This is a genomic window from Streptomyces sp. NPDC054794, assembly GCF_053611585.1.
The window spans coordinates 29060-46225 of record NZ_JBSHAQ010000040.1; the positions used below are offsets into that span (position 1 = coordinate 29060).

Genomic DNA, 17166 nt, shown 5'->3' on the forward strand with positions numbered 1-17166 from the left:
CGGGGTCGGCTTAAGGAATCGCCCTCCAGGGTATCCCGGCCCGGCTGAAGCGGGTCACTGTCATCCCCGGAAGGCCACTTCCGGGGGCGCTGTCACCCCTGCAGGGCCTCCTCCAGCTTCCGCGCCACCGTCGCCGCCTCGTCGCCGGGCAGCGGCGAGCCGTCGGTGCCGGTCACGTAGAAGGCGTCCACGGCGTTGGCGCCGAGGGTCGAGACATGGGCGCTGCGCACCCGCACCCGCGCGTCCTCCAGCGCCTGCCCGATCCGGAACAGCAGGCCCGGGGCGTCCTGGGCGCGGACCTCGATCACCGTGGCGTGCCGGGAGGCCGCGGAGGCCACCGTGACGCGGGCGGGCGGCGCGATCCAGCCACGGCGGCGGGGGTAGGCGGCGTCGCGTTCGGCGAGGCGGCCGGTGACGTCCAGGGAGCCGTCGAGGGCGCGGACCAGGTCGGCGCGCAGCCGGGCCGCCTGGGGCAGGGAGCCGTACTCCGCCGCCACGCGCCAGTCGAGCAGCAGCACGGAGCCGTCGTCGACGTCGTCCGGGAGGCTCAGGGTGCGCAGTTCCGCGGTGCGCACGGTCAGGCGGTGCACGGCCAGCACACCGGCGACCGCGGGCAGCACCCAGGGCTGGTCCGGTACGGCGATGAGGAGCTCCACGCCGAGGGGTTCGGGCTCCCCGGACGGTTCCTCCTCGGCCGGCGGCTCGGCCTGGGCGCGCAGCGCGAGGACCGGCCCGCGCGTGCGGAACGCCTCGATGGCGAGCCGCTCCTGCTCGGCGGTGGGCGCGGCGGGCTCGGGTTCCTCGGGGGCGTCCCCCGCGAGCACGGCCGAGACCCGTTTCACCAGGTCGGCGACGAGGGAGCCGCGCCAGGACGACCAGGCGGCGGGCCCCGTGGCCATCGCGTCCGCCTCGGTGAGCGCGTGCAGCAGCTCCAGGGTGCCCTGTGTGCCGACCGCCTGGGCGACCGAGCGGACGGTGGCCGGATCGTCCAGGTCGCGCCGGGTGGCCGTCTCGATGAGGAGAAGGTGGTGGCGTACGAGCGTCGACAGGACGCCCACGTCCGCGCGGTCGAAGCCGATCCGCGCCGCCACGTCCTTGGCGATGATCTCGCCGGCCACGGAGTGGTCGCCGGGCCAGCCCTTGCCGATGTCGTGCAGCAGCGCCGAGACGAGGAGGAGGTCGGGGCGGCTGACGCGACGGGTGAGCTCGGAGGCGCGGACGGCCGTTTCGATGAGGTGCCGGTCGACGGTCCAGATGTGGACGGCGTTGCGCTGGGGGCGGCAGCGGACCCGCTCCCAGTCCGGCAGCAGGCGCGTGATCAGGCCTTCCGCCTCCAGTGCCTCCCAGACCTCGACGGTGGGACGGCCGGAGCCGAGCAGGGTGACGAGCTGCTCGCGGGCCTCGGCGGGCCAGGGCGTGGGCAGGGGGCGGGCGGTGGCCGCCATGCGCCGCACGGCGTGCAGGGAGAGCGGGAGGCCGGACTGTGCGGCGGCGGCCGCGGCGCGCAGCGGGAGCACGGGGTCGCGTTCGGGGCGTGCGGCGCGGGCGAGGACCACCTCGCCGTCCTGTTCCACCACGCCCTCGGCGAGCGGCGACCGCTCGGTGACCGGCTTGGAGCCCCCGAGCATGGCACGCAGCCGGGGCCGCACGGCGCGCGAGCGCAGCACGCGCCCCACTTCACGCCAGGTGACGTCACTGGCGTACGAGATGACCCGCGCCGCCTCGTACACCTGCCGCAGCAGGGTGTCGGCGTCGAGGAGGCCGAGCTCGGCGGCGACCTGGTCCTGTTCCTGCAGGGCCAGCCGGTCGGTGGCGCGCCCGGTGGTCAGATGCAGCGCGTCGCGCACGTCGAGCAGGCTCCGCCGGGCGTCGGCGAGGCCCTCGCGCGGGGCGTCGGCCAGCCAGGAGGCGGCGACGGCACGCAGGGCGGTGGCGTCGCGCAGGCCGCCCCGGGCCTCCTTGAGGTCCGGTTCCAGCAGGTACTGCAGCTCGCCCTGGCGCTCGGCGCGCTCGGCGCACAGCTCCTGGAGTTCGGGCAGGCGCTTGGGCGCCTGGTTGCGCCAGTCGGCGAGCACCGCCGTGCGCAGTCCGGCCGTGAGGCCGAGGTCGCCGGCGAGGTGCCGGGCGTCGAGCAGGCCGAGCTGGACCTTGAGGTCCTCGGCGGCCGTCCGGCGGGCCTCCGACGGCGTCCGCACGGAGTGGTCGAGGGCCAGGCCGAGGTCCCAGACGGGGTACCAGAGGCGGTCGGCGAGGGCGGCGACCGTCTTGCTGTCGCCGCCGTCGTGCAGCAGGACGAGGTCGAGGTCGCTGCGCGGGGACAGCTCGCCGCGTCCGTAGCCGCCGACGGCCACCAGCGAGACACCCTTGAGCCCCTCGGCGGCCGCGGTGAACAGCCCCGTCAGCCAGTCGTCCGTCAGCTCGGCGAGGGCCGCACGGCGCGGCGGCCCGGACCGCGCCCCCTCGGTGAGGAGGCGCAGCCGGGCCGCCGCGTAGCCGCTGGGTCCCGAGTCCTCCGCGTCCTTCGGAACATCCGTACTCGTCACCCAGCGACTCCTGTCCTTCTTCCGTGGTGAGCGGGCCCGCCGTCCGTGGTGGCGGATCCGCTCCGAGCGGGTCGGCTCAGAGCGCGTCCGGGCCGCGCTCGCCGGTCCGTACCCGGACGGCCGTCTCGACCGGCAGGGACCAGACCTTGCCGTCACCGATCTTGCCCGTACGGGCCGCCTTGACGACGACCTCGATCAGCTGCTCGGCGTCGTCGTCCTCGGCCAGCACCTCGATACGGATCTTGGGGACCAGGTCGACCGTGTACTCGGCACCGCGGTAGACCTCGGTGTGTCCCCTCTGACGACCGTAGCCGCTGGCCTCGGTGACCGTCAGTCCGTGCACGCCGAAGGCCTGAAGGGCCTCCTTGATCTCGTCGAGCCGGTGAGGCTTCACGACGGCGGTGATGAGCTTCATGCGTCCACCTTCTTGCTCTGCGTGCCGGCCACGGCAGGAGCGGAGACGGTGCCGAGGACACCGCCGCCCGCGCCGCTGAAGTCGTATGCGGTCTCGGCGTGCTCCGCCTGGTCGATGCCGGAGACCTCCTCGTCCTCGGTGACCCGCATACCGATGGTCTTGTCGAGGAGGAAGGCGAGGATCGCGGAGGCGACCAGGGAGTAGGCGAGGACCGCGAAGACGCCCGCGCACTGCTTCCACAGCTGGTCGAAGGAGTGGTTGCCGTAGAAGACACCCGTCGCGGTGGACTGGCCCTTGCCGGTGGCGAAGAATCCGATGAGCAGGGAACCGATGATTCCGCCGACCATGTGGACGCCGACGACGTCGAGGGAGTCGTCGTAGCCGAACTTGAACTTCAGGCTCACGGCCGCAGCGCAGGCGACACCGGCGATGGCGCCGACGGCGATCGCGCCGAGCGGGGAGACCGCGCCACCGGACGGGGTGATCGCGACCAGACCGGCGACCGCACCGGAGGCGGCGCCCAGCGTGGTGAAGGCGCCGTGCCGGATCTTCTCGTAGGCGAGCCAGGCCAGCATGGCGGCGGCGGTGGCGACCTGCGTGTTGACGAACATCAGCGCGCCGACGCCGTCGTCGTTGCCGAGCCACGAGCCGGCGTTGAAGCCGAACCAGCCGAACCACAGGAGCCCTGCGCCGAGCATGACCAGCGGGAGGCTGTGCGGACGCATCGGGTCCTTCTTGAAGCCGACGCGCTTGCCAATGACCAGGATCACGCCGAGGGCCCCGGCACCCGCGTTGATGTGGACCGCCGTACCACCGGCGAAGTCGATCACGCCGAGCTTGTAGGCCCAGCCGTCGGCGCCCCAGACCCAGTGGGCGACCGGGACATAGACGATCGTGGCCCACAGGGCGACGAAGAGCGACCACGCCGAGAACTTGACGCGGTCCGCGAGGGCGCCGCTTATCAGGGCCGGTGTGATGATGGCGAACATCATCTGGAAGACCATGAAGACGAAGATCGGGATGTTGTAGCCGTCCCAGAGCTGCGTCAGCCCGATGTTGCTGAGGCCGAACCAGTCGGAGTTCCAGCCGATGAGGCTGTTGTTCGTGCCGAAGGCGAGGGAGAAGCCGTAGAGCACCCACAGAATGGTGACGATGCCCATGCTGATGAAGCTCATCATCAGCATGTTGAGGGTGCTCTTGACGCGGACCATGCCTCCGTAGAAGAAGGCGAGACCCGGGGTCATGATCAGCACCAGGGCGGAACAGATGAGCATGAAGCCTGTGTTCGCGGAGGACAGCTTGGGTGCCTCCGCGGCAAGCGTGATGGCTGGTGCCATCGGCGTCTCCTCGTCGATTGGTACGGCCCCGTGCGGGCGAAGCCTGAGAGCGGTCCGGTCAAGTGAGGGGTGGGCCGGTTATGCGCCATGAGATTGGCGCAGCGCGGTTTCGGTCGAAGCCCCTCGTTGTTTCGCCGGAGTGACGAAGGCGCCCTGTGTGTTACGCCTCGATGAATTGCGGGATGTCCGTCCCGGGGATCGTTATCGTGGCGCAACCTTTTGCGGAGGAAAGAAACCGGCCGCGGTCGGCCTTCCGATGACCTGGCATGGGGGAGCCGAGTCGGGCAGTTCGGGAGGGCCGGCCGCGGCCGGGGCTCGGGGGTCGGGCGGTGGTCAGACCGCCTCGGCGGTCTCGGGAAGGTCGACGGCGAGCTGGTCGGTGAGGTCGACCACCTCGGTCAGGTCGCCGAAGTCGCGCACGGCCGAGCCGACGGTCTTTCGGATACGGGTGTTCACCCGCTCGGAGCGGACCTTCTTGGCGACCTGCATGGCCTGCGAGGCCATCACCGTGCTCTGCTCGGGTTCGCGGCGCAGCAGGTGCACCGTGGCCATGCCGATCAGGTTCAGTGCGTACGACCGCTGGTGCTCGGAGTCCTTGGCGAACAGCTCCACGGCCCGCTGCATCAGGGGCTCGGCCAGGGAGGCGTAGGTGGGGCTGCGGCCGGCGACATAGGCGAGGTCGCGGAAGGAGTGGGAGTTCTCGCCGTAGAGCTCGGCCTCGGAGAAGAAGCGGATCCAGTCGGGGTCCGGCTCGTCCCATTCGTCGGCCTCGGAGAAGGTGTCCTCGGCCATCCGGACCGCCCGCTTGCACTTGCCGGGCTGGCCCATGTTGGCGTAGGCGCGGGCCTCCATCGCATACAGCATCGCCTGGGTGCGCGGGCTCGCGCAGTCCCGGCTGCCGTACTGCGCGAGGTGGATCAGCTCCAGGGCGTCCTCGGGCCGGCCCAGGTGGATCATCTGGCGGCTCATGCTGGACAGGACGTACGAGCCGAGCGGCTTGTCGCTCGCCTCCTTGGCGGCGTGCAGGGCGAGGACGAAGTACTTCTGCGCGGTGGGCTGGAGCCCGATGTCGTAGCTCATCCAGCCCGCCAGTTCGGCGAGTTCGGCGGCGACCTTGAACAACTTCCTGGTGGTGGCCTCCGGCTGGGGCTCCTGGAGCAGGTCGGTGACCTCGTGCAGCTGGCCGACGACCGCCTTGCGGCGCAGCCCGCCGCCGCACTGGGCGTCCCACTGACGGAACATCACCGTGGTGGACTCCAGCAGGTCCAGCTCGGGCTTGGAGAGGCGGCCGGGGCGGCGCGACTCGTACGGCTCGGGTTCGGGCGACGCGATGGGGCCGCCCGGCGAGGGGACGAGCCAGCGCTGCATCGGCTCGATGAGGGACGGGCCCGCGGACAGGGCCAGCGAGGTCCCGAGGAAGCCGCGCCGCGCCAGCATGAGGTCGCTGCGCGAGAACTCGCTGAGCAGAGCCACCGTCTGCGGGCCGGTCCAGGGCAGGTCGACGCCGGACACGGAGGGTGACTGGCGGGCGGCCCGCAGACCGAGGTCCTCGACCGAGACCACGCAGCCGAACCGCTCGGAGAACAGCTCGGACAGGATCCGGGGGATCGGCTCGCGCGGGTTCTCCCCGTCGAGCCAGCGGCGCACTCGCGAGGTGTCCGTGGAGATGTGGTTGGCGCCCAACTGGCGTGCCCGGCGGTTCACTTGCCGGGCCAGCTCGCCCTTGGACCAGCCGCTGCGCACGAACCACGAGCCGAGCAGCTCATTGGGGCGCTTGTCAGCGTTCATCCCGCTACCGCCGTTGCCGCCCACTGGAACGCCCCCATCCCTGAGACCACTTGTCGCCGACTGCGCCAAGCCCTATCAGAATGCCGGTAAATACGGCCGCCCGTCCGGTACTTCTCACCCTTCGAACGGGATGTCGAGTTGCCTCCGGCATACCCACGAGTGCATGTGCCCCCAGGACTCGTGCACTCAAAGTAATCCTACGATCACGCGCCCAGCCATGGCGATCCCGGAAACGCCACCATTCGCCACCCCTTCGAATGAACTCACGGTCGCCCAGGCGCGATTCACTTGACATAGGACGGCCAGGAGTAGGTGGAGCGGTGCACTCAGGGGCGCACACCGCCGGGCGCACCACCACGGGCACTTCAGGGCGCCACCCGACCCCTCGGGCGGGTCCGCCGCGACGTTGAGTCACTTTCTGCTTCCGTTCCGTTCCATGGCGTAACCACCGGCGCGCTGAACCCGTTGGAGGGGGCATGGGCTTCACGATCGGCGGCATTCGGGAGATCCGCTCCGGCACGCGGCGGCGCGGGCGTTCGTCGGAGTGCACGGCCGTTGCCGAGTTCACCGGACTGTGGGGCTGGGACGTGGTACCGGGCGCACGGGCCGCGGGGGGTGCCTGTTCCTGTGGCCGGGCGGATTGTCGCGCACCGGGCGCGCATCCGCTGGAGTTCGCGCCCCAGGTCTGCGCCGGGGCGACGCTCGACGACGTCACCAAGGCCTGGGGCGAGTTCCCCGGCGCCGCGGTGATGCTGCCCGTCGGGCGCGCGTTCGACGTCATCGAGGTCGCCGAGCCCGCCGGGCGTCGCGCGCTGGTCCGTCTGGAACGCATGGGCCTCCCCCTCGGCCCGGTGATCGCGACCCCGGACCACCGCGCCCACTTCCTGGTCGCCCCCGGCGCCGCCGCGGAACTGCCGGCGCTGCTCTACCGCATGGGCTGGGACGACCCGTCCTCCCTCGACCTGCGCGGCCTCGGCCCGGGCGCCCACATCACGGCGCCGCCGTCCGACCGGGGCGGCCTCGGCCCGGTGCGCTGGCTGCGGCCGCCGGCACTGGACTCGGTGTCGAGGCCCCCGGCGGCCCGATTGCTCCTGGGGACGCTGGCGTACGTGGCGCACCGGTCGAGGGCGTGACCCTTCGGCCGCGACCGTGCCGTCGTGGCCGAACGCCGAAACCGATCACCCCTACAAACCGAACACCCCTACAAGGCGAAGCGCCCGTCCCCCACTGTGTCGTGGGGCGGGCGCCTCATCGTTTCTCCTGACTGCGGGAGACGATCTCTTTCCGTTTCCGGGGAGTGATCAGTCTCCGATGAGGGCGTCGACGAACGCCTCCGGCTCGAACGGCGCGAGGTCGTCGGCGCCCTCGCCGAGACCGACCAGCTTCACCGGCACGCCCAGCTCGCGCTGGACCGCGACGACGATGCCGCCCTTGGCGGTGCCGTCCAGCTTGGTCAGCACGATGCCGGTGATGTCGACGACCTCGGCGAAGACGCGGGCCTGGACGAGGCCGTTCTGCCCGGTGGTGGCGTCGAGCACGAGGAGCACCTCGTCCAGCGGCGCGTGCTTCTCGACGACGCGCTTGACCTTGCCGAGCTCGTCCATGAGGCCGGTCTTGGTGTGCAGCCGCCCGGCGGTGTCGATGAGCACCACGTCGACGCCCATCTCCTTGCCCTCCTTCACCGCGTCGAACGCGACGGAGGCGGGGTCGCCGGCCTCGGGGCCGCGCACGGTGTAGGCGCCGACGCGCTCACCCCAGGTCTGCAGCTGGTCGGCGGCGGCGGCACGGAAGGTGTCGGCGGCGCCGAGGACGACGGTACGGCCGTCGGCCACGAGCACGCGCGCGAGCTTGCCGGTGGTGGTGGTCTTGCCGGTGCCGTTGACGCCGACGACCATCACGATGCCCGGCTTGCGGTCCTCGGGCTCGGTCTTGACCGTGCGGTCGAAGTCGGTGCCGACGAGGGTGAGCAGCTCCTCGCGCAGGAGCCCGCGCAGCTCCGCGGGCGTGCGGGTGCCGAGCACCTTCACGCGCTCGCGCAGCCGCTCGACGAGCTCCTGGGTGGGCTGCACGCCGACGTCGGCGGTCAGCAGGGTGTCCTCGACCTCCTCCCAGGTCTCCTCGTCGAGGTGCTCGCGGGACAGCAGGGTGAGCAGGCCCTTGCCGAGGGCGTTCTGCGAGCGGGAGAGGCGGGCGCGCAGGCGGACCAGCCGGCCTGCGGTGGGCTCCGGGACCTCGATCTCGGGTACCGGCAGCTCTTCGACGGCGGGTGGCTCCTCGACGGCGACCGGGGGGGAGCCCCCGGGGAGGTCCACCTCCTCGATCGTCCGGCGCGGTTCGTCGCGGGGCGTCTCGGCCTCGTCGCCGACGTGCGGCTCGGCCGGTGGGGCGGTGATGTCGGGCGCGGCGGGCGGCGGCGGGGGCAGCGACTTCTTCCGTCGGCTGCCGACGATGAGCCCGCCGAGCGCGCCGAGCACGACCACGGCGATGACTACAGCAAGGATGACGGTTTCCATAACGCGTCCAGTATCAGCTATGGGTACCGGCGCAACCCAGTTTGTGGGTTCCTCCAAGCGTCAAGGTCCATTATGGCTGCTTTGTCGGATTAACGTACGATGGTGCGCCATGAGCACCACCGGCCCGCGCGATGGCGCCCTGGAACAGCTCGAAGAGACCCTGGAGTGCCACGGCGTCGAAACCCGGGGACTGGAACCCGTCCCCCGCGCCGAGCGCACCGCGCGGACCCGCGGACTCCTCTCCACCTGGATCGCCGCCAACATCACCGTCCTGTTGCTGACCATGGGCGCGAGCCTGGGAGTGTCGTACGGGCTGAACTTCTGGCAGGCCCTGGTGGTCGGTGTCGCGGCGCCGGTCGTCTCGTTCGGCCTGGTCGGCCTGACGGGAATCGCCGGGAAGCGCGGCGGCGCGCCCGGCATGGCCCTGTCCCGCGCGGTCTTCGGCCAGCGCGGCAATCTGCTCCCCGGCTCGCTGATCTGGGTCGCGCGCTGGGGCTGGGAGACGATCAACGCGGTGATCGGCGCGTACGCGCTGCTGACCGTTCTGCACATCCTCTTCGGCATCAGGAGCACCACTCCCCTGATCATCGCCACCCTGTTGCTCTTCGTGGTCGCCACGTTCGCGATCTCGGGCATGGGCATCCACGCGGTGCGGCGCTGCAACAGGTGGGCGACCTGGCTGTTCGGCGCCTTCTCCGTGCTGGTCCTCGGCCACCTGGTCGCGAGCACGGACTGGGGCGGGGTCTTCCGCGAGCCCGCCGGGCCCACGGCCGCGATGGTCACCGGGATCGGGCTGATCGCCGCCGGGGGCATCAGCTGGGCGCCGACCTCGCCGGACTTCACGCGCTACCTGCCGCGCCGGGCGTCCTCGACGGCGATCGTGCGCAACACCGTCGGCGGCGCGGTCGTCGTCGTACTCCCGATGATCCTCATGGGCACGGTGATGGCCAGGGCCACCCCGGACCTCGCCTCGACGGCCGACCCCGTCTCCTTCCTCGGCGAGATCCTCCCCCTGTGGCTCGCCGTCCCCTACCTCCTCACGGCCCTGGTCGGCATGCTGCTGATCAACGCGATGTCGATGTACTCGGCCGGCTTCACCGCGCAGACCCTCGGCCTCAGGATCCCGCGCCCCTGGGCGGTCTGCGTCAACGCGGTGATCTCGCTGGTCCTCGGCGGCGTCCTGATGCTGGTGGCGAGGAGCTTCACGGGCTCCTTCATCGCCTTCCTGTCGCTGCTCGCGGTGGCCTTCTCGGCCTGGGTCGGCGTCTTCGGCGCGGACATGCTGCGCCGCACCGCGTACGACGCGCGGGCCCTGCTCGACACCACCCGCACCAGCGCCTACTGGTACCGGGGCGGCTTCTGCCCCGCCGCCGTCACGGCCTGGGCCGTCGGCCTCGGCACGGGACTGCTGTTCACCAGGTCCGACTGGTTCCGCGGCCCGCTCGCCGCGAACAACCCGGTGGGGCGCTTCGGCCTCGGCTGGGTGGCGACGATCCTCGCCGCCGGCCTGCTGTACGCGCTCCTGCCCAAGCCGGCGGCGACGACCGCGCACTCGGAGCCGACCGAGGACTGCGGCCGGGTCACGGCCTGAGCGCGACCGCCCCGCCACACCCATGGCCATCTGACGCATCGTCAGCTAACGTCCCCCGCACCGAACCCCACCGACCCGGTGACAGGGGGACCAGCCATGCCCGTGACGGTCGTCCGTTTCAACCTCGTCGAGCCCGGCGCCGAGCCCGCCTCCCTCGCAGCCCGCTACCGGGCCGCCGTGGACATGGCCGCGTACGCCGACGAGCACGGCATCAGCACCGTGCAGACCGAGGAGCACCACGGAGTCCCGAACAACTGGCTGCCCTCCCCCTTCGCCTTCGCGGGCGCGGTGTTCGGGGCGACCCGGCGGATCACGGTCACCGTCTCCGCGGTCATCGGCCCCCTGCACGACCCGCTGCGGCTGGCCGAGGACATCGCCGTACTGGACCTGCTGAGCGGCGGCCGGCTGATCACCGTCGCCGGGATCGGGTACCGGCCCGAGGAGTACGCCCTGTTCGACGTGGAGTGGAGGCGGCGCGGCCGGCTGCAGGACGAGCTGCTGGAGACCCTGCTCAAGGCCTGGACCGGCGAGGAGTTCGAGTACCGGGGCCGTACGGTACGGGTCACCCCGCGCCCGTACACCGATCCGCACCCCCTCCTCCTGGTCGGCGGCTCCTCGAAGGCCGCCGCCCGCCGGGCCGCCCGGCTCGGCCTGCCGTTCTTCCCCAGCGCGCGCCTGCCGGAGCTGAAGACGTACTACAAGGAGCGGCTCGTCGAGTACGGCACGGAGGGCTGGACGATGATGCCCGCCGCTGAGACCCCGCTCCTGCACATCGCCGAGGACCCGGACCGGGCGTGGGCCGAGTACGGAGGGCACTTCCTGCACGAGGCGCGGACGTACGCCTCCTGGCAGTCCGAGGACATCCACTCGGCGGTGCGATCGGCGGCCACCACGGTGGACGAGCTGCGCGCGGAGGGCGTGTACCGGATCCTGACGCCGCAGGAATGCGTGGCCCAGGGGCTGGACAACCTCGTCCTGCATCCGCTGGCGGGCGGGATGCCGGTGGCCGAGGGCTGGCGGAGCCTGCGGCTGTTCGCGGAGCGGGTGCTCCCGGCGCTGGGCGGCTGACCCGCGGGCCGTCCGGTGTGCCCGGACATGACACCGCCGCCCCCGCCCGGGCAGTGGCCGGGCAGGGGCGGCGGAGGTACGAGGAGAGGGGCAGCGGGGACTTGGCCCTTCCCCCCGAGCACCGAGGGGGCGGGTCGTCAGCCCATCTCCTCCAGCGACTTGCCCTTCGTCTCCTTGACGAACTTCAGGACGAACGGGATGGAGAGCGCGGCGAAGACCGTGTAGATCACGTACGTCACGGAGAGGTTCCAGTCGGCCAGCGACGGGAAGCTCGCGGTGATGGCCCAGTTGGCGATCCACTGCGCGGCGGCGGCCACACCCAGGGCGGCGGCGCGGATCCGGTTCGGGAACATCTCGCCGAGCATGACCCAGACGACCACACCCCAGGACAGGGCGAAGAAGAGGACGAAGACATGGGCCGCGACCAGCGCGGTCCAGCCCTGGGCGCTGGGCAGCCTGCCGTCGACCAGATCGTAGGAGAAGGCCCAGGCCTCCAGGGCGAGGCCGACGGCCATGCCGACCGAGCCGATGATCGCCAGCGGACGGCGGCCGACGCGGTCCACGAAGATCATCGCGATCACGGTGCCGACGATGTTGATGATCGACGTCGTGAAGGAGTAGAAGAACGAGTCCGCCGGGTCGACGCCGACCGACTGCCACAGCGTCGAGGAGTAGTAGAACGCGACGTTGATGCCGACGAACTGCTGGAAGACCGACAGGCCGATGCCGACCCAGACGATCGGCTTGAAGAAGAAGCCGCCGCCGAGCAGGTCCTTGAAGGAGGACCGGTGCTCGCTCTTCATGGCGTGCTCGATCTCGGCGACGCGGGCGTCCAGGTCGGTGCCGGTGCCCTCGACCTCGGCGAGGATCTCCTTGGCCCGGTCGCGCTTGCCGACCGAGAGCAGGAAGCGGGGGGACTCGGGGATCGCGAAGGAGAGCAGACCGTACAGGGCGGCCGGGACGACCATGACGCCGAGCATGACCTGCCAGGCCTCCAGGCCCATCAGCTTGCCGCGCTGGTCGCCGTCGGCGGCGTTGAGCAGACCCCAGTTGACCAGCTGCGAGATGGCGATGCCGATGACGATCGCGGCCTGCTGGAAGGAGCCGAGGCGGCCGCGGTACGCGGGCGGGGCGACCTCGGCGATGTAGGCGGGGCCGATGACGGAGGCCATGCCGATGGCGAAGCCGCCGACGACGCGCCAGAGGGCGAAGTCCCACAGGGAGAAGGGCAGCGCGGAGCCGACGGCGCTGACGACGAAGAGCGCCGCGGCGATCTGCATGACCCGGATGCGCCCGATGCGGTCGGCTATCCGGCCGGCCGTCGCGGCGCCGATGGCACAGCCGATCAGGGCGACGGCGATGACCTGGGCCAGCGCGGCGGAGCCGATGTCGTACCGGTCCCGGATGGCCTCGACGGCGCCGTTGATCACGGAACTGTCGTAGCCGAAGAGGAAGCCGCCCATCGCGGCCGCCGCCGCGATGAAGATGACATGCCCGAGATGCTCGGGCTGAGCCGACCTGGCTCCTGACGCGGGTGCCTGCGCTGTGCTGGTCACGTGGAAACTCCTGGGGCCACCGGCAACGTCGCCGGGGTGGGGGTGAGCCCTTCAACCTGAAGGTAAAAGCAACGTTGCAGAGACTATGCCTTCAAGTTTCGAAGTCAATACTTGATGTCATGTGACCTTTAAGCAGCCTGCAGGGGTATTGGGTTCAAGAAGTGAAGAAATCAAGAAGCGCAGGTGAGGATAGGTGTAGCCCGCATGGGTCTAGCGGAGGCGCTGGGAGATGACCTTCGACACACCGTCGCCCTGCATGGAGACGCCGTACAGCGCGTCGGCGACCTCCATGGTCCGCTTCTGGTGCGTGATCACGATCAGCTGCGAGGCCTCCTGCAGCTCCTGCATGATGCGGATCAGCCGCTGCAGGTTGGTGTCGTCGAGCGCGGCCTCGACCTCGTCCATCACGTAGAACGGGCTCGGCCGGGCCTTGAAGATGGACACCAGCATCGCGACGGCGGTCAGCGACCGCTCACCGCCGGAGAGCAGCGAGAGCCGCTTGACCTTCTTGCCCGGCGGCCGGGCCTCCACGTCCACGCCCGTGGTGAGCATGTTGTCGGGATCGGTCAGGATCAACCGGCCCTCACCGCCCGGGAACAGCCGGCTGAAGACGCCCTCGAACTCCCGGGCCGTGTCCCGGTAGGCCTCGGTGAAGACCTGCTCGACGCGCTCGTCGACCTCCTTCACCACCTGAAGCAGGTCGGCGCGGGTCTTCTTCAGGTCTTCGAGCTGCTCGCTGAGGAACTTGTGCCGCTCCTCCAGGGCCGCGAACTCCTCCAGCGCGAGCGGGTTCACCTTGCCGAGCTGCTGGTACGCCCGCTCGGCGGCCTTCAACCGCTTCTCCTGCTCGGCCCGCGCGAACGGCCTCGGCTGGTTGCGCGGGTGCTCCGGGTCCTCCGGCAGCACCTCGCCCTCGGCGGGCGGGGACGGCGGTACGAGCTGGTGGGGGCCGTAGTCGGACACGAGCCCGGCCGGCTCCACGCCCAGCTCCTCCAGCGCCTTGGCCTCCAACTGCTCGATCCGCATCCGCTTCTCGGCGCCGAGCACCTCGCCCCGGTGCACCGAGTCGGTCAGCTTGTCGAGCTCGGACTTCAGATCGCGTCCGGTGCCGCGGGCCGCGGTCAGTTCCTGTTCCCTGCGGGCCTTGGCGGCCTCGGCGGCGGTGCGCTCCTCGGCAGCACGGCCCAGAGAGACCTCGACGTGTGCGAGCAGCTGCCGGGCGCCCGAGGCGACGGCCTCCGCGACGGCCGCCTCGTGCCGCAGCCGGGCCCGCCGCTGCTCGGCACGCGCGCGTGCCTCGCGCTCCGCGCGGGCGCCCCGGTCGAGCGCGTCGGCCCGTCCGGCGAGTCCCTTGACCCGTTCCTCGTGCGTACGGACCTGGAGGCGGGCCTCCATCTCGGTCTGCCGGGCGTTGGCGCCGTCGGCGGCGAGCCGGTCGCGTACGAAGGTGTCCGGCTCCTCCTCGATCGGCAGCTCCTCGGCGACGGCCAGCCGCTCGGCGAGTTCCTCGACCTCCAGGACGGCCTTGTCGAGCGCGTCCTGCGCCCGCGCCGCGGCCGCCGTGGAGCGCTCGGCCTCGCCGGCGGCACCGCGCGCCTGCCCTGCGAGGCGCCCGAGCTGCTGGGCCACGGCCGACTTCTCCCGGTCGGCCGCCCGCCGCCGCTCCCCCAGCTCCTCGACCAGCGCGGCACACTCCTTGCGCCGCTCGACGGCCGCCTGCTGCGCCTCGCTGAGCTCCTCGCAGCGCACCGCCAGCTCCTCCAGCTCGGCGGCGGCCTCGTCCACGGAGGCCTGCACCTCCAGCAGACTGGGCGCCCCGGCCGACCCACCGTGCGCGAAGTGCGCCCCCAGCAGGTCGCCTTCGGCGGTGACGGCGGTGAGTTCGGGCCGGGCGTAGACGAGATCCTCGGCGTCTTCGAGCGTGCCGACGACAACGATCCCCCGCAACAGCCGCCGCACGGCGGGCATCAGCTCGACGGGACCGCGGACCAGGTCGGCGGCGAAGGGGGGAGCGGCGGTGGCCGAAGGCCCGGCCCCGTTCGCCTCTGGCGGCGAACCGATTCCGCCCGAGGTTTCGCTCGGGGCGCCCGTGCCGAAGTCGCCGTCCGGGGCGGTGGTCCGGGCGAGGTCCTCCGGTGCGCCCGCCAGCAGCAGGGAGGCCCGGCCGGCGTCCTGCTTGCGGAGCAGTCGGATCGCCTCCGCCGCCGATGCCGGGGTCGTCACCGCGATCGCGTCGGCCGCCGCTCCGAAGGCCGCGGCGAGGGCGACCTCGTGGCCCGGTGTCACGGTCAGCAGTTCCGCCGCCGGTCCGAGCAGCCCGGCGAGCCGGTCCCGTGCGCCGAGCAGCGCCCCGGTGCCGTCCTTGCGGCGCAGGCCCAGCGCCAGCGCCTCGTGGCGGGCCTGGGTCGCGGCGCGCCTGCGCTCCGCCGCGGTGGCCGCCTCGCGGGCGGCGCCGAGCGCGGCCTCCGCCTCCGCGAGCCGTTGCTTCGCCGACTCGTGCCCGTCGGCGAGCTCGACGTCATCGGCGTCGAGGCCGTCGACCTCCGCCTGGAGCGCCTCGTACTCCTCCTGGGCCCCTACCGCCCGCTCCTGGGCCTCGTCCCGCGCGGCGGCCAGGCGGTCGATCTCGGCCTGGGCCGAGGCCGCACGCGAACGGGCGGCGTTGACCTGCCCGTTCAGCCGGGCGAGCCCCTCACGGCGGTCGGCGATGGCCCGGGCGACGTCCTTCAGACGGCGTTCTTCGAGGGCGAGTTCGCGTTCCAGCTCGGCGCGGTGCGCGACGGTGTCGTCCAGCGCCCGCTGCGCCGCCTCCAGGGCAGCCTCCAGCTCGGCCTCCTGCTCACGGATCCGGGCGGCCTCGCGCTCCATGTCCTCGGGGTCGCGGCCGCGCCGCTCCTCGGGGGGCACGGAGGTCGCGCTCTTCACCCGGGCGTCGGCCAGCGAGATCGTGCCGCGGACGCGTTCGGCGAGCTGGGAGAGCTCGTACCAGGTCTGCTGGGCGCGCTGCAGGCGCGGCGTGAGCTGCCGTACCTCGTCCTCCAGGAGCGCCTCGCGCTGGAGCGCCTTCTTCAGCTCCTGCTCGGCGGCCTCCTTGCGCTCCTTCAGCGCGGCCTCGTCGGCGACCTCGGTCCTCAGCGCCTCGCGCAGCCGTACGAGATCGTCGGCGAGGAGGCGCAGGCGCGCGTCGCGCAGGTCCGCCTGGATCACGGCCGCGCGGCGGGCGACCGCCGCCTGCCGGCCGAGCGGCTTGAGCTGGCGGCGCAGTTCGTCCGTCAGGTCCTGCACGCGCGCGAGGTTGGCCTGCATCGCGTCCAGTTTCCTGAGCGCCTTCTCCTTGCGCTTGCGGTGCTTGAGGACGCCTGCGGCCTCCTCGATGAAGGCGCGGCGGCCCATGGGGTCGGCGTGCAGGACGGAGTCGAGCTGGCCCTGGCCGACGATGACGTGCATCTCGCGGCCGATGCCGGAGTCGGAGAGGAGGTCCTGGATGTCGAGGAGGCGACACGTGTCGCCGTTGATCTGGTACTCGCTGCCGCCGTTGCGGAACATGATCCGCGTGATGGTGACCTCGGAGTACTCGATGGGGAGGGCCCCGTCGGAGTTGTCGATGGTCAGGGACACCTCGGCCCGGCCGAGCGGCGGGCGGCCGGTGGTGCCGGCGAAGATGACGTCCTCCATCTTGCCGCCGCGCAGCGACTTGGCACCCTGTTCGCCCATGACCCAGCTGAGCGCGTCCACGACATTGGACTTGCCCGAGCCGTTCGGTCCGACGACACACGTGATGCCCGGCTCGAACCGGAGTGTGGTCGCCGAGGCGAACGACTTGAACCCGCGAAGGGTCAGGGCCTTGAGGTGCACGCCGCTGGACTCTACCTGCCGCCGCTATCTCACTCCACGAACCCTCGCAACCCCGCGGTTTCACGCATGAACATGCAGGGCACACCAGACGTTAAAGAGAGTGAAAGGATGCGCGGGGGAAAGAAAGAAGGGACGCCGAAGCGTCCCTTGCAACTCTGACTGCTGAGCGGTTGATACGGGCAGCCCAACCACTGCGTGTGCTTTTGTGGAGCGATGCAGCGATCAGGTGAGCACAGGCTCCGCCTGGTGTGCGTCGACGCTCTCCATGAGACTGTCGTGAGAAGCGGCAGCCGTCAGCGCGTCGTTCTCCGCCTGGATTCGTACGAGCTCGGATTCCAGGTCCTGTACGCGCTGCTGGAGCCGTCGCATCTCGGCGAGGAGTCGAGGGTCGGAGCCGCCGACGTAACCGAGAAGCGCCTTTGCCATGATGGATGGTCCTCCACACTGAGTGACCGACCGAAGCGGTGTGGGTCGTGAGGGATTCGCACCCGCGGTGCTTG

At 71.5% G+C, this 17166-nt stretch carries 11 protein-coding genes; 3 read left to right on the top strand and 8 right to left on the bottom strand.

Going from position 1 to position 17166, the window contains the following annotated elements; translation table 11 throughout:
* Positions 1–92: 92 nt before the first annotated feature.
* The 4 genes from ACWGKT_RS33400 to nsdA form a co-directional block, all read right to left on the bottom strand.
* A complete protein-coding gene (locus ACWGKT_RS33400; RefSeq protein WP_453276589.1) occupies positions 93–2543 on the bottom strand; it encodes a [protein-PII] uridylyltransferase in 2451 nt (816 codons plus the stop codon).
* Between the two features lie 76 nt (positions 2544–2619).
* Positions 2620–2958 carry a P-II family nitrogen regulator gene (locus ACWGKT_RS33405; protein WP_039656487.1) on the bottom strand — a complete coding sequence of 113 codons (339 nt, stop codon included), beginning with the start codon at positions 2956–2958 and terminating at the stop codon, positions 2620–2622.
* Positions 2955–4295, bottom strand: coding sequence for an ammonium transporter (locus ACWGKT_RS33410; RefSeq protein WP_453276590.1), 1341 nt, complete (start codon positions 4293–4295; stop codon positions 2955–2957). Before ACWGKT_RS33410 ends, ACWGKT_RS33405 begins: the two co-directional genes overlap by 4 nt.
* A gap of 333 nt (positions 4296–4628) precedes the next feature.
* On the bottom strand, positions 4629–6107 hold the full coding sequence (gene nsdA, locus ACWGKT_RS33415) for a transcriptional repressor NsdA (RefSeq protein WP_453276591.1): 1479 nt from the start codon (positions 6105–6107) through the stop codon (positions 4629–4631).
* A 452-nt stretch (positions 6108–6559) separates the two neighbouring features.
* On the opposite strand from nsdA, the gene ACWGKT_RS33420 reads away from it, so the two are divergent.
* A complete protein-coding gene (locus ACWGKT_RS33420; protein ID WP_453276592.1) occupies positions 6560–7216 on the top strand; it encodes a bifunctional DNA primase/polymerase in 657 nt (218 codons plus the stop codon).
* Between the two features lie 168 nt (positions 7217–7384).
* Here the strand turns inward: ACWGKT_RS33420 and ftsY are convergent, their stop codons facing one another.
* On the bottom strand, positions 7385–8596 hold the full coding sequence (gene ftsY, locus ACWGKT_RS33425; protein ID WP_356147008.1) for a signal recognition particle-docking protein FtsY: 1212 nt from the start codon (positions 8594–8596) through the stop codon (positions 7385–7387).
* A 109-nt stretch (positions 8597–8705) separates the two neighbouring features.
* Here ftsY and ACWGKT_RS33430 point away from each other — a divergent pair, with 109 nt between their 5' ends.
* Together ACWGKT_RS33430 and ACWGKT_RS33435 are read left to right on the top strand one after the other, a co-directional pair.
* Positions 8706–10187: a cytosine permease gene (locus tag ACWGKT_RS33430; RefSeq protein WP_453276593.1), complete on the top strand. Its 1482-nt coding sequence runs from the start codon at positions 8706–8708 to the stop codon at positions 10185–10187.
* A 96-nt stretch (positions 10188–10283) separates the two neighbouring features.
* Positions 10284–11255 carry an LLM class flavin-dependent oxidoreductase gene (locus tag ACWGKT_RS33435; protein WP_356147002.1) on the top strand — a complete coding sequence of 324 codons (972 nt, stop codon included), beginning with the start codon at positions 10284–10286 and terminating at the stop codon, positions 11253–11255.
* Between the two features lie 137 nt (positions 11256–11392).
* On the opposite strand, the gene ACWGKT_RS33440 is transcribed toward ACWGKT_RS33435, so the two are convergent.
* The 3 genes from ACWGKT_RS33440 to ACWGKT_RS33450 all read right to left on the bottom strand — a co-directional run bounded on the left by ACWGKT_RS33440 (position 11393) and on the right by ACWGKT_RS33450 (position 17092).
* Positions 11393–12811 (bottom strand): sugar porter family MFS transporter, encoded by a 1419-nt coding sequence (locus ACWGKT_RS33440; RefSeq protein ID WP_453276594.1) that lies wholly within the window; start codon positions 12809–12811, stop codon positions 11393–11395.
* Positions 12812–13021: 210 nt separating this feature from the next.
* Complete coding sequence (locus ACWGKT_RS33445) at positions 13022–16666, bottom strand: AAA family ATPase (protein ID WP_453276595.1); 3645 nt, start codon at positions 16664–16666, stop codon at positions 13022–13024.
* A 222-nt stretch (positions 16667–16888) separates the two neighbouring features.
* Positions 16889–17092, bottom strand: a complete 204-nt coding sequence (locus tag ACWGKT_RS33450; RefSeq protein ID WP_235454594.1) for a hypothetical protein — start codon at positions 17090–17092, stop codon at positions 16889–16891.
* Positions 17093–17166 lie beyond the last annotated feature (74 nt).